Raw genomic sequence first — 11593 nt, 5'->3', positions numbered from 1 at the left:
GGGGCGACTGGGCGAAAAACCACACCAACCCCCCCCCCCCCCCCCCCCCCCCCCCCCCCCCCCCCCCCCCCCCCCCCCCCCCCCCCCCCCCCCCCACACCCCCCCCCCCCCCCCCCCCCCCCCCCCCCCCCCCCCCCCCCCGCCGTCCGTTCACGCGGGCCGCGTGCCGCTCACGCGCTCACGCACCCACGGCACCTGGTCACGAGGTCACTTGGTGACCACGATGGCGAGCAGGTAGCCCGGATTGCCGCTGTCGTAGTAGCCGATCACCTGCTGCCCGAAGGCGAACGCCTCCTGGATCTCGTCGTGGGTCTGCGGGCTGGGGTTGATGAACGCCCGCCAGGCGTTGTCGACGAGCAGGTACAGGATCGAGGCCTGGCCCGGGAGCGGCTGGACGACGTCCCAGAACGACGTCGCGATGTTGGACGCGAGGGACTGGGTGGAGATCTCCGGCGCGTGCGCCTGCGGGATCTGCTGCTCCTGGCCCTGCGCCTGTCCCAGCGACTGGCCCTGGCCCTGGCCCTGCGCCTGCCCCTGCAACTGGCCCTGCTCCTGGCCGAACTGCTGGAGCAGCTGCTGGAAGGGCTGCTGCTGGCCGAGTTGCTGGAGCTGCTGGCGCAGGTGCGGCGGGACGTGCTGCATGCTCTGCTGGCCCTGGCCGCCCTGCTGGCCCATGCCCTGCTGGCCCATGCCCTGCTGGCCCTGGCCGCCCTGCTGGGGGCCATACTGCTGCTGGCCGAAGGGCTGTTGCTGGTCGAACGGCTGCTGCTGGTACTGCTGTTGACCTGGCTGGCCGAACTGGCCCTGCTGGCCCTGCTGGCTCTGTTGCGGCGGGGCCGTGCTCGGGCTCTGCTGCGGTCCGTACTGCCGTCCTTGGTGCTGGCCCAACTGACTCATCTGCGGGGTGGTGCTCATGCGGGTGCCACCTTCCCTCAATGGTTGTGGTCCTTCAGCAGTGCTGGAGTGCGGAAGTGCTGGAGTGCGGGTGTGCTGGAGTGCGGGTGTACCGGCGTGCGGGTCGTGCGTCAGCCCGTGACGACCAGGCCGACGACCTCGTCGTCCGAGAACCAGACGCGTACGTCCGGCCGGCCCCCGGCGAAGGCGGCGTGCACCGCCTGGCGCGTCTCGGGGGACGGGTTGTCCAGGTTGCGCCACTCCCCGGCCACGAACAGCCGGAGCCTCGGCGGGAGTTCCGGCGGATACGGCAGCAGCTCGTCCCAGTACCGCTCGGCCTGTCCCGAACCCACTGCGGAGGGCAGCAGGTTGGTGACCGCGGACTTGATGTCGGGCCGGTTGCCTATCCGCTGTGACGCGGGCCTGCCCGGCGCGTCCTGTTGGGGCGAGCCCGTGGAGCGCAGGACCGCGCGGGCCCGGTCCGGTGCCATCGGCGGCCGGCCCGCGGCCTTCAGCATGCCCTGCAGCGCGGCCAGCGCGCCGACGACGATGGGCGACGCGGAGGACGTGCCGGAGAACGTGTCGGTGTACCAGACGATCTCCTCGGCGCCGCCCTGCAGATCGCCGGGCAGGTCCCAGGAGCCGCCGGTCGTGGTGGTCTCGCGGCCCCACCCCTGGGCGTCGACGCGGGCGCCGTAGTTGGAGAAGGCCAGGCGCGAGCGGTCGGGGCCGTGGTCGCGGCCGTGCGTGCCGGGCGGCGGTGCACCCGCGCCGACCAGGACCGCGCCGGAGGAGCGGTTGGCGGGGTTGAAGGGGTTGCGCCAGGAGGACGGGAAGCCGTCCGGCCTGCGCTCGTAGACCGCGTCGTCCAGGGACTCGGCACCGTTGCCCGCCGCGCCCACGACGAGCACGCCCTTCGCGGTGGCGTACCGCACGGCCGCGTAGTCGTCGGGCCACCACTCGATCGCGATGTAGCCCTTCTGGTCGTCGCGCGCCGCGAAGTCGAACTTCGGTCCTGGACGGTGCAGTTCGAGCAGGATGATGTCGCCGCTGCGCAGCCGCTCGGCCGCCGCGTGGATGGTGGCCGCCGTGCCCAGCGGCTGGAACGAGGCGACCGCCGTCACGGCCTCCGGCGCGATGCCGGTGATGCCGAGTGCGTTGCGGTCGCCGCCGATGACGCCGATCACCGCGGTGCCGTGGTTGCGCCAGGCCAGGTCCTCGATGGGGGAGCCGACCACGACGCCCGCGAGCTTCGAGGAGAGGTCCTCGTGGCGCAGCTGCCAGCCGCCCTCGATGTCGATGACGGTGACGCCCTCGCCCGAACCGCCGAGGCGCTGCCAGGCCCAGCGCGCGTCGACGCCCTCGGGGGCCGGCTTCAGGTAGCCCTGGCGGCTGGTGAAGTCCGGCGTGAGCGGCATGCCCTCCTTGCGGCCCCGGCCCGGTTCGCCGAGGTCCTGGGGCCGGGTCGGCGAGGGGTCGACGGAGGCGGGGACCGCGCCCGGCTTCACGTACGCCGTGTCGATGCCCGGCAGCGCGGCCATGCGGGCGCGCAACTCCTCGGGCCGGTCCTCGCCGCCTCGGACGCGGTAGAAGAGGGACAGGTCGGCCAGGTCCTCCTCGCCCGCCGGGGGCGCGGCGGCCCGCAGCCGCTCCTCGTTGCCGAACAGCGGCTCCAGGGCGAGCTGTTCGTCGGAGAGGAACATGTTCAGGGCCGACACATCGGATCCGGAGGCCGAGCGGACGTCCTGCTCGCCGGCGCGCAGCCGGGCCTCGGGCCGGGCGACGACGATCAGTTCCTGCTCGGATCCTCGGTAGGTGAATCCCGTTCCTTCGGGGCCGGGCCCGCCTGCTCCGGGGCCTCGTGCCGGGTCTGCCTGCTCGGTCATCGCTTCACCGCTCCCTTCCGTCCTTCGGGTGCCGTGCTGTGCGCTGCGCCAGGTCTTCGGGGTCTTCGGGGCACACCCTGCTACGAGCCCGCCGGAACGTCCACCCCTCTTTTCCGCAACAGTGTTTGAACGAAAGTTGAAGCGGGAAACCCGTGCAATTCGGCCATGAACGCCGCAATGGGGCGGCACCCGTGCGGGTGCCGCCCCATGACGCGGTGACTGTCCTCGGTGGCTGTCCTCAGTCGTCCGAGGAATCCGACGGGCCGGAGTCGTCGTTGTCGCTCTCGCCCTCGGTGCCGGGACCGGGCCGCTGGGTGGGCTTCGGCTTCGGGGGCCGGGTGCGGTCGCTGGGGCTGTCCCGCAGGTAGGCCCCGCCGTCGCCGCCGTCGCGGCGCCGCAGATACCGCTCGAACTCGCGGGCGATGGCCTCGCCCGATGCCTCCGGGAGCTCCGCGGTGTCCCGCGCCTCCTCCAGCGACTGGACGTACTCGGCGACCTCGCTGTCCTCGGCCGCCAGCTGGTCCACGCCCACCTGCCAGGCGCGCGCGTCCTCGGCCAGCTCGCCCAGCGGGATCCGCAGGTCGATCAGGTCCTCGAGGCGGTTGAGGAGCGCGAGCGTGGCCTTGGGGTTGGGCGGCTGCGAGACGTAGTGCGGGACGGCCGCCCAGAGGCTCACGGCGGGGACGCCCGCGTGCGTGCACGCCTCCTGGAGGATGCCGACGATGCCCGTCGGACCCTCGTACTTCGTCTCTTCCAGGTCCATGGTGCGTGCCAGGTCCGGGTCGGACGTCACGCCGCTGACCGGGACGGGGCGGGTGTGCGGGGTGTCGCCGAGCAGCGCACCCATGATCACCACGAGCTCCACGCCGAGCTCGTGGGCGAAGCCCAGGATCTCGTTGCAGAACGACCGCCACCGCATGGACGGCTCGATGCCCCGCACCAGGACCAGGTCGCGGGGTTTGTCGCCGCCGACGCGGACCACCGAGAGCCGGGTCGTCGGCCAGGTGATCTTGCGCACCCCGCCATCCAGCCAGACCGTCGGGCGGTTGACCTGGAAGTCGTAGTAGTCCTCGGCGTCCAGCGCCGCGAACACCTCGCCCTTCCACTCCTTGTCCAGATGCGCGACCGCGGTGGAGGCGGCGTCGCCGGCGTCGTTCCAGCCCTCGAACGCGGCCACCATGACCGGGTCGACCAGCTCGGGTACTCCCTCGAGCTCGATCACCCAGGCCTCCTTCCGACGTTCCCTTGCGTACGTCCCAACCTTACGGCGTCGGCGGGGTCCGTCCGCAGCCCCCTTGCGTGGGGGAATGCGTGATCACTGCCCACGCCCGGGCCCGGGAAACGGCGGGTTCGCGTCGGGCGGAGCCGCATGTTCACGCAGGGCAGCGGGGCGGTCTCACAGCGTCGTGCGCAGCCACTGCTCCACGCTGGCGATGTGCACCGTCGCCCACGACCTGGCCGCCTCGGCGTCGCGGTCGCGCAGCGCGGTGAGGATCGCCCGGTGCTCGTGCAGGGTGCGGCTGACGGCGTCCTCCTGGGTGAGGCCGCGCCAGATGCGGGCCCGGGTGGTGGGCCCGGACAGGCCGTCGAGGAGCGAACACAGGACGGAGTTGCCGGTGGACTGGACGATGCCGCGGTGGAACTCCAGGTCGCAGGCGACCAGCTCCTCCACGGAGGGCGCGGCGCCCAGGGCGTCCAACTGCCGGGTCAGCGTGTCCAGTTCGGCCTCGGAGATATGGGCGCAGGCCATGGCCGTGGCCGCGGGTTCGAGGATGCGGCGCACCGCGAGGAACTCCAGGACCGTGTCGTCGCGGTGGAAGTCGACGACGAAGCTCAGCGCTTCCAGAAGCAGTTGGGGGTCCAGGCTGGTGACATAGGTGCCGTCCCCCTGGCGTACGTCGAGGATGCGGATCAGCGCGAGGGCGCGTACCGCCTCACGCAGGGAGTTGCGGGAAAGGCCCAGCTCGGCGGCGAGTTCGCTCTCCTTCGGCAGCCGGTCGCCGGGACGCAGCGCGCCGGAGACGATCATGCCCTTGATCTTCTCGATGGCCTCGTCGGTGACAGCCATGGGGACCTCGCCTCACCAGTCAAAAGTGTCAAAAAGACATCCGATGTATGAGGTGATTATGGACCGGCGCGCGGCTGCGCCGCACGTGAGTACGGGGATCCACCCGTACTCACTCGGTGATCCTCCGGGGATCCCGCGGGGACCCACTCGGGGCATTTCTTTGAGGGCTAAGATTTCCCCACGGGTCCCGGCACTCCGCCGGGCGATCCCAGGAGGGGTGGCAGATGGCCGGCAAGAAGGCGGCGCACCAGCCGGACGCGGTGGCGTCGATCATCGAGGACTGGGCGCGGGAACGGCCCGACCTCGACACCTCGCCCCTGGAGGTCCTCGCCCGGCTGCACCGCACCTTCATCCGCTACAACACCCGCCTGACCTCGGCGATCGAGCGGCACGGCCTCGCGGTCGCCGGCTTCGACGTGCTCACCGCGCTGCGCAGGGCCGGGGCGCCCTACCGCCTGACCGCGGGCCAGCTCGCCGACTCGGGTCTGGTCTCGTCGGCCGGGGTGACCCTGCGCATCGACCGCCTGGAGAAGGACGGCCTGATCGTGCGCGAGCGCGACGCGGAGGACCGCCGCGTCGTCTACTCGCGGCTCACCGAGGCCGGACTCGCCAAGATCGACGAGGTGTTCACCGAGCACCTGGACAACGAGCGCCGGATGCTCGGCGGCATCTCCCCGGCCGAGCGGCGTCAGCTGGCCCGCCTGATGTCCAAGCTGGAGCGGTCCATCACCGAGACCGACGTCAGGGACATCACCGGCCCCGACGGGTCTCAGCCGGACGAGGCCTGAGCCTCGGCCTCGGCGCGGTACATCCGGCGCAGCCGCACCACGCCCAGGTCGTGCTGGTAGAGGTTCTCGCGCTGGTCGGCGTCGGACGGCATGGCCTCCAGCATCACCCGGTCCTGTTCCAGGACCTGCCAGTGGCGCTCCTCGATCAGGGTCTTGTAGAGGAAGCGCCAGGTGTCGCGCTGCCAGCCCTGGACGCGGCGGTAGCGCCAGAAGAAGACACCGGTGCGGTTCTCGTCGACCGGGCAGACCATGCCGACGATGCCGAACGGGCCGCCGGGGCCTGCCGACGGCGGATACGGGATGGTCAGGTCCACCCAGTCCACGCCGGTGCGGCACAGCTCCACCCAGTCGAAGTTGACGCCCCGCTGGTCGGTCTTCTCGAAGAAGTAGCCGCGCCCGGTCTCGCGGATGCGGAACTTGGCGGTGGTGTCGCCGTCGTACATGGTGTGCGAGTCGTGGTGCAGGAACGCGCCGTGCATCGGGTCGAGGAGGTTCTCCACCGCGAACCGCCACGGCCCGTCCCACTCCGCGTAGCAGAGGATCGCGTCGACCTCGGGGTCGGTGAGCGGTTCGGGCAGGGTCAGTTCGGCCGGTTCGGGGTGCCGCTCGTCGCCGAAGTACGCGAGGACCGCGCCGCCGGCCTCGCGCACCGGCAGCGACGTGACGAGCTTCTTGCCCTCCAGGTTGCAGCCGGGCAGGCCGGGCACCGACGACACGGTGCCGTCCGTCTCGATCTCCACGCCGTGGTACCAGCACGCCACCCGGTCGCCCAGGTGCTTGCCGAGCGAGAGGGGGGCGCCGCGGTGCGGGCAGCGGTCGGCGAGCATCGCCAGGGTGCCGTCGGAGCGGCGGAAGAGCAGCCACTGCTCGCCGAGGGCGGTGACCTTGCGCATGGCGCCGGGCGCCACGAAGGAGGAGGGGACGACCGGGTGCCACTGGTTGCGGAGCCCGGTGGCGTAGATGTGGTCGGCCGATGCGGTCAGGGTGGTCATGCGGGTCACGCTCCCAGTCGGTTCATCTCGGCGCGGAAGGACTCCTCGGTCCAGGGGGCGCCGTCGGGCGCGTGGACCTGACGGCTGTTCAGGCCGTCTACGACATCGGCCAGTTCGTGCCCCTCCTTGGTGAAGACCTCTTCGAGGGTCGCGGCCAGCTTGTACTCGTAGGGGCTCGGTTCGTGCGTACGGGACTGGTGGACGGCCAGGTACGGCCAGGTGGTGGTCACGGGTGCCTCCGGCGGTCGGGGGGGGGAAGGTGGTCACAGGTCGAGGACGAGGCGGCGGCCCGAGGCGCAGCGCGAGACGCAGATCATCATCGAGGCGTTCGCGGTGTGCTCGGCCTCACTGAGCAGGAAGTCGCGGTGGTCGGGCGTGCCGTCGAGCACACGGGTCTCGCAGGAGCCGCAGATCCCGTCGCGGCAGGAGCTGTCCACGGCGAGACCGGCGGCCTCGGCGGCGGCGAGGACCGAGGTGTCCGGGCCGACGGAGAGCGTCACGCCCGAACGCCGGCACTCCACCTCGAAGGCCGTGTCGTCGCCGGCCGGTGCGGTCGCCGGTGCGGCGAACCGCTCCACGCGCAGCCGCTCGGCAGGGCACGCGGCTTCCACGGCGGCGAGCAGCGGCTCGGGCCCGCAGCAGTACACGAGCGTGCCCTCGGGCAGCCCCGGCCCGCCGCCGAGCGCGTCGGCGAGGTCGATGTGCCCCTGCTCGTCCTGCGGTACGAGGGTCAACGCGCCGTCGAGCGAGGCCAGTTCGTCGGTGAACGCCATCGAGTCGCGGCTGCGCCCGCCGTACACGAGCCGCCAGGGCACCCCGCGCCGGTCCGCCTCGCGGGCCATGGCGAGGATCGGGGTGATACCGATGCCGCCCGCCACGAACACGTAGCCCGGCGCCTCCTGGAGCGCGAAATGGTTGCGCGGCTCGGAGACGGTGAGGTGCTGGCCGGGGCGCAGCCGGGTGTGGACGTACCGCGAACCTCCGCGCGAGGCGGGCTCGTCGAGGACACCGATCCGGTACGAGGCGGGGGACCGGGGATCCCCGCACAGGCTGTACTGGCGCACCTGGCCGTCCAGGTGCACGTCCAGGTGCGCTCCGGGCTCCCAGGCGGGCAGCGGCTTGCCGTCCGGATGGGCGAGCTCGACGGAGAGGACGCCCCGCGCCTCCCACGTCATCCGGCGCACCCGCAGGTCGAGCCGGGTCTCTTCGGCGGTCATGGTGCGGCCTCCCTACGCGGTGGGGATCTTCACGGGCGGGGTGAACGGGCTCTTCATCGGGCCGAGCGCCGCCAGGTCCACCTCGACGAGCGTCGGCCCGTCCGACGCGACGGCCTCGGCGACGAGGGGGGCGGCCCGGTCGGCCGAGGCGATCCGCAGGTACGGCAGTCCGCAGGCGTGCGCCAGAAGGGCGAAGTCGGGCGTGACGAGGTCGACGCCGGAGCGGCGCTCGCCGTAGTGGTCCTGCATGTTGCGCAGCACGCCGTAGCCGCCGTCGTTGAAGACGATCAGCGTCAGGCGCGGCTTCTCCTGCGCGAGGGTGAGGAGTTCGCCGAGGTGCACCGCGAGCCCGCCGTCGCCCGCCATCACCACCACCGGCGCCCCGGGCCTGGCGAGCGCGGCACCGATGCCCATGCCGAGCCCCTGCCCGATGCCGCCGCCGCGCGGGAAGACGTTGTCGCGCGGGTCGTACATCTCCAGGAGCCGGTTTCCCCAGCTGCTGGACGGGATGGTCACATCGCGCGCGACGACCGCCTCGCGGGGCAGCGCGGCGCGGATCGCGTCGCAGAGCGCCGCCTGCGGGCCGATGGCCTCACGCAGGTCGGCCCGCACCCGCTCGCGCACCTCGCTGACGCGCCGCGACCAGCCGGACTCGGCCTCGGTGCGGCGGGCGTACGGCAGCAGCGCCCGCAGCACCTGCGCGGCGTCGCCGCACAGGGCGTGCGCCGCCGGGTACACGCGGCCCGGCGCGGCCGGGTCGATGTCGATCTGCACGTGCGCGGCGGGCAGTTCGAGGCTGTAGTCCGCGGTCTCGTTGGACCGGAAGTGGGTGCCCACGCTCAGCAGGACGTCGGCGTCCGCGAGCAGCGCGCGGGCCGCGGGGGCGGTGGCGAAGTTCCCGACGACGCGCGGGTCGTCCTCGGGCACGGCGCCCCGCCCCGAGTTGGAGGTGAGCAGGCCGGCCCCGGTGGCGTCGAGGAGCCCGGCGAGTTCGGCGCCGGCCCGCGCGGCGCCGCCGCCCGCCCAGACGAGGGGTCGCCGCGCCGAGGCCAACAGCTCGCCAGCTGCGGCCAGTTCCTCGCCCAGCGGGGCGGCGAAGAGCGGTGCGGGCAGGTCGAGGGCGGTGTCGGTCTGCGCCGCGTACTGGAGGTCCACCGGCCACTCGACGCTGGCGGGACCGCCGGGCGCGGCCAGCGCGGCGCGGGCCGCCTCGCGCAGGATCCGGCCCGCGTCGGCGGCGGACGGCACGGTGGCCGCGTACGCCGAGACGGCCCTCAGCATGCCCAGCTGGTCCTTGGTCTCGTGGATGAAGCCGCGCCCGCTGCCCAGGTAGCGGCTCTCCACCTGTCCGGTGACGTGCAGCACGGACGTGCCCGCGCTGAGCGCCTCCACGAGGGAGCCCGCGGCGTTGCCCGCGCCGGTACCGGTCGAGGTGAGGGCGCAGCCCAGCGAGCCGCGGGCCCTGCCGTGGGCGTCGGCGGCGTTGACGGCGGTCGCCTCGTGGCGCACGGGCACGAAGCGCAGCTCGCGGTCGACGGCCTCGACGAGCGGCAGGTTGTGCACGCTGACGATCCCGAAGACCGTGTCGATGCCGAGTTCGCGCAGGACGGCGACGAGGAGTTCGCCTCCGTTGTCGTAACGCATGAGGGCTCCTCAGAGGATGCCGCGGCCGACTCCGCCGCAGACGTCGATGCTGGTTCCGGTGATGTAGGAGGCGCGCGGCGAGAGCAGCGCGAGGATCGCGTACGCCACCTCGTCGGCCCGCCCGAGCCGCCCGAGCGCGACGCCCCGGTCGGCGGCGAGCTCCGCCTGCCAGGCCTCGTAGGACAGGCCGGATCCGCCGGCGGCGTGCCGGCGTGTCCACTGGCCCGTGTCGATCAGGCCCAGGCACACGGAGTTGACGCGGACGCCGTCCGGCGCGAGCTCCCTGGCGAGGGACGCGGAGAGGTTGAGGATGCCCGCGCGGGCCGCGCTGGTGGTGATGAGGCGGGGTTCGGGCTGTTTGGCGAGGACGGCGTTGACGTTCACGACGGACGCCGCGTCCGAGGTGCGCAGGTGCGGGCGGGCGGCGTGCAGCGGGTTGAGGACGCCCGCGAACTTCAGTTCCAGCTCGTCGCGCCAGTCGTCCTCGGTCGTGTCGTCGAGGCGCTTCATGCGGGACTGCCCGGCGTTGTTGACGAGGCCGTCCACACCGCCGAACGCGTCGGCCGCGTGCCGTGTGAACTCCCGTACGGCGTCGGCGTTCCGCACGTCGCAGACGCCGGTCAACAGCCGGTCGCCGCCGCCGAGGGAAGCGGCCGCCTTCGCCAGGCGGCCGGCGTCGCGCCCACAGGTGGCGACGCGCGCGCCCTCGTCGAGCAGGGCGCGGACCGTGGCCAGGCCGACGCCCGAGCTGCCGCCGGTGACCAGGTAGGTCCGGTCGGCGAGGCCCAGATCCATGTCTGTCGTCTCCAGGGTTCAGTTCATGGTGAAGCCGCCGTTGACGGCGATCACCTGTCCGGTCAGGTAGCGGGATTCCTCGGAGAGGAGGAAGGCGGCGAGGCCGACCAGGTCGTCGGGTCGCTGGGGGCGGGGGACCGCCCGGAGCGTGCGGTACAGGCCGTGCCGCTCGGCGGGCACCGTCTCGGTCGCCTCGCACTCGGTGAGGCCGGGAGCGAGCGCGTTGACGGTGATGCCGCGCTCGCCGAGCTCCCGTGCCATCGCGCGGGTGAGGGCGATGACGGCGCCCTTGGACGCGATGTAGTGGGCGAGCCGGGGGGAGCCGTGCAGCGCCGCGTCGGACGCGATGTTCACGATCCGCCCCGCGGGGCCGAACAGCGGGTGCAGCGCCTTCGCCACGAGCCAGGGGCCGCGCGCGTTGACCGTCATCAGCCGGTCCCACGCCGCGAGGTCGATGTCCTGGAACTCCTTGCCGCCGACGCCGTTGGCGAGCGCCGCGTTGTTGATCAGGCCGTACAGGGGGCCCAAGTCGCCGACGAAGGAGGCCAGTTCGTCGACGGACGCGGGGTCGGCGACGTCGCAGCGCACGAAGTGGGCGTCCAGCCCCTCGGTGCGCAGTTCACGCGCCGCGCCGTCGCCGCGTTCCGCGTCCAGCTCGGCGACGACGACCCGGAAGCCGTCGGCGCCCGCCCGGCGGGCCATGGCGAGACCCAGGCCGCGGCCCGCCCCGGTGACGACCACCGTGCGGGCGCCCGCGTGCGGGTCAGCCACGGGTGACGCCGTGCATCGGCGAGTACTCCGGGTACGAGGGCACCTGCGGCTTCCGGGTGCCGATGACGACGCAGAACAGGGCGTCGGTGTCGCCCTCGTTCTTCAGCGAGCGGGTCACCCCGGCCGGCACGACGATCATGTCGCGGTAGCCGAGCGTGCGGTACTCGACCTCGTCGGGGCCCCGGTGCACGCCCACGCGGACCTCGCCCTCCAGGACGAAGAAGGCCTCCTCCACGTCGTGGTGGGTGTGGGCGGGGCCCTCGGCGCCGGGCGGCAGCAGCATGTTGGAGAAGGTGAAGCCGCCGGAGGGGAGGATCCGGCTGTCGCTCTCGTGGTTGCCGGTGGCGCCGGACCCGACGTAGCGGATCTGGCCGCGGCGGTACTGCGGGCCCGCCTTCTCCTGGAAGGAGAGCGTGTCGAAGTCGGCGACGCGCGAGTCCTTCGTGGCGATGAGGGAGTCGGTGTACGCGCCGAGGTCGCCGCCGTTGTCGTAGTCGGTGGTGGTCAGAGGCATGGTGGGGCCTTTCGTCCGTGGTGG

At 72.9% G+C, this 11593-nt stretch carries 12 protein-coding genes; 1 reads left to right on the top strand and 11 read right to left on the bottom strand.

Annotated elements, in window-relative coordinates; genetic code table 11:
• Window positions 1–207 precede the first annotated feature (207 nt).
• The 4 genes from ACZ592_RS22295 to ACZ592_RS22280 all read right to left on the bottom strand — a co-directional run bounded on the left by ACZ592_RS22295 (window position 208) and on the right by ACZ592_RS22280 (window position 4848).
• Window positions 208–915, bottom strand: coding sequence for a hypothetical protein (locus ACZ592_RS22295; RefSeq protein WP_471583326.1), 708 nt, complete (start codon window positions 913–915; stop codon window positions 208–210).
• Window positions 916–1025: 110 nt separating this feature from the next.
• Window positions 1026–2780, bottom strand: a complete 1755-nt coding sequence (locus ACZ592_RS22290; protein WP_471583325.1) for a S8 family peptidase — start codon at window positions 2778–2780, stop codon at window positions 1026–1028.
• Between the two features lie 238 nt (window positions 2781–3018).
• On the bottom strand, window positions 3019–4002 hold the full coding sequence (locus tag ACZ592_RS22285) for a PAC2 family protein (RefSeq protein WP_471583324.1): 984 nt from the start codon (window positions 4000–4002) through the stop codon (window positions 3019–3021).
• A 174-nt stretch (window positions 4003–4176) separates the two neighbouring features.
• Complete coding sequence (locus ACZ592_RS22280) at window positions 4177–4848, bottom strand: FadR/GntR family transcriptional regulator (protein WP_471583323.1); 672 nt, start codon at window positions 4846–4848, stop codon at window positions 4177–4179.
• Between the two features lie 224 nt (window positions 4849–5072).
• Here ACZ592_RS22280 and ACZ592_RS22275 point away from each other — a divergent pair, with 224 nt between their 5' ends.
• Entirely contained in the window at window positions 5073–5636 is a 564-nt protein-coding gene (locus tag ACZ592_RS22275) for a MarR family winged helix-turn-helix transcriptional regulator (RefSeq protein WP_471583322.1), read from the top strand.
• Here the strand turns inward: ACZ592_RS22275 and ACZ592_RS22270 are convergent.
• Genes ACZ592_RS22270 through ACZ592_RS22240 form a run of 7 tightly spaced genes read right to left on the bottom strand, consistent with a single transcriptional unit; the run spans window position 5618 to window position 11569 of the window.
• Window positions 5618–6628, bottom strand: a complete 1011-nt coding sequence (locus ACZ592_RS22270; protein ID WP_471583321.1) for a Rieske 2Fe-2S domain-containing protein — start codon at window positions 6626–6628, stop codon at window positions 5618–5620. The two genes, ACZ592_RS22275 and ACZ592_RS22270, sit on opposite strands and share 19 nt — an antisense overlap.
• Before the next feature lie 5 nt (window positions 6629–6633).
• On the bottom strand, window positions 6634–6858 hold the full coding sequence (locus ACZ592_RS22265; RefSeq protein ID WP_471583320.1) for a recombinase-like helix-turn-helix domain-containing protein: 225 nt from the start codon (window positions 6856–6858) through the stop codon (window positions 6634–6636).
• A 33-nt stretch (window positions 6859–6891) separates the two neighbouring features.
• Window positions 6892–7845, bottom strand: coding sequence for a PDR/VanB family oxidoreductase (locus ACZ592_RS22260; protein ID WP_471583319.1), 954 nt, complete (start codon window positions 7843–7845; stop codon window positions 6892–6894).
• A 12-nt stretch (window positions 7846–7857) separates the two neighbouring features.
• Complete coding sequence (locus ACZ592_RS22255) at window positions 7858–9489, bottom strand: thiamine pyrophosphate-binding protein (protein WP_471583318.1); 1632 nt, start codon at window positions 9487–9489, stop codon at window positions 7858–7860.
• A gap of 9 nt (window positions 9490–9498) precedes the next feature.
• Window positions 9499–10284, bottom strand: coding sequence for an SDR family oxidoreductase (locus ACZ592_RS22250; protein ID WP_471583317.1), 786 nt, complete (start codon window positions 10282–10284; stop codon window positions 9499–9501).
• 18 nt (window positions 10285–10302) lie between these two features.
• Window positions 10303–11055 (bottom strand): SDR family oxidoreductase, encoded by a 753-nt coding sequence (locus ACZ592_RS22245; RefSeq protein WP_471583316.1) that lies wholly within the window; start codon window positions 11053–11055, stop codon window positions 10303–10305.
• Window positions 11048–11569 (bottom strand): cupin domain-containing protein, encoded by a 522-nt coding sequence (locus ACZ592_RS22240; protein ID WP_471583315.1) that lies wholly within the window; start codon window positions 11567–11569, stop codon window positions 11048–11050. Before ACZ592_RS22240 ends, ACZ592_RS22245 begins: the two co-directional genes overlap by 8 nt.
• Between the last annotated feature and the right edge of the window lie 24 nt (window positions 11570–11593).

The organism is Streptomyces sp. NPDC040622 (assembly GCF_055593965.1).
Note: the sequence above shows the minus strand (reverse complement) of the source record. Positions and strands in the feature narration are given on the sequence as shown.

Bases quoted from the DNA above. Each gene is read 5' to 3' on its own strand.
- ACZ592_RS22250 (WP_471583317.1), bottom strand. From the start codon at position 10,284: ATGGATCTGGGCCTCGCCGACCGGACCTACCTGGTCACCGGCGGCAGC.
- ACZ592_RS22275 (WP_471583322.1), top strand. From the start codon at position 5,073: ATGGCCGGCAAGAAGGCGGCGCACCAGCCGGACGCGGTGGCGTCGATC.
- ACZ592_RS22260 (WP_471583319.1), bottom strand. From the start codon at position 7,845: ATGACCGCCGAAGAGACCCGGCTCGACCTGCGGGTGCGCCGGATGACG.
- ACZ592_RS22240 (WP_471583315.1), bottom strand. From the start codon at position 11,569: ATGCCTCTGACCACCACCGACTACGACAACGGCGGCGACCTCGGCGCG.
- ACZ592_RS22290 (WP_471583325.1), bottom strand. From the start codon at position 2,780: ATGACCGAGCAGGCAGACCCGGCACGAGGCCCCGGAGCAGGCGGGCCC.
- ACZ592_RS22280 (WP_471583323.1), bottom strand. From the start codon at position 4,848: ATGGCTGTCACCGACGAGGCCATCGAGAAGATCAAGGGCATGATCGTC.
- ACZ592_RS22270 (WP_471583321.1), bottom strand. From the start codon at position 6,628: ATGACCACCCTGACCGCATCGGCCGACCACATCTACGCCACCGGGCTC.
- ACZ592_RS22295 (WP_471583326.1), bottom strand. From the start codon at position 915: ATGAGCACCACCCCGCAGATGAGTCAGTTGGGCCAGCACCAAGGACGG.
- ACZ592_RS22255 (WP_471583318.1), bottom strand. From the start codon at position 9,489: ATGCGTTACGACAACGGAGGCGAACTCCTCGTCGCCGTCCTGCGCGAA.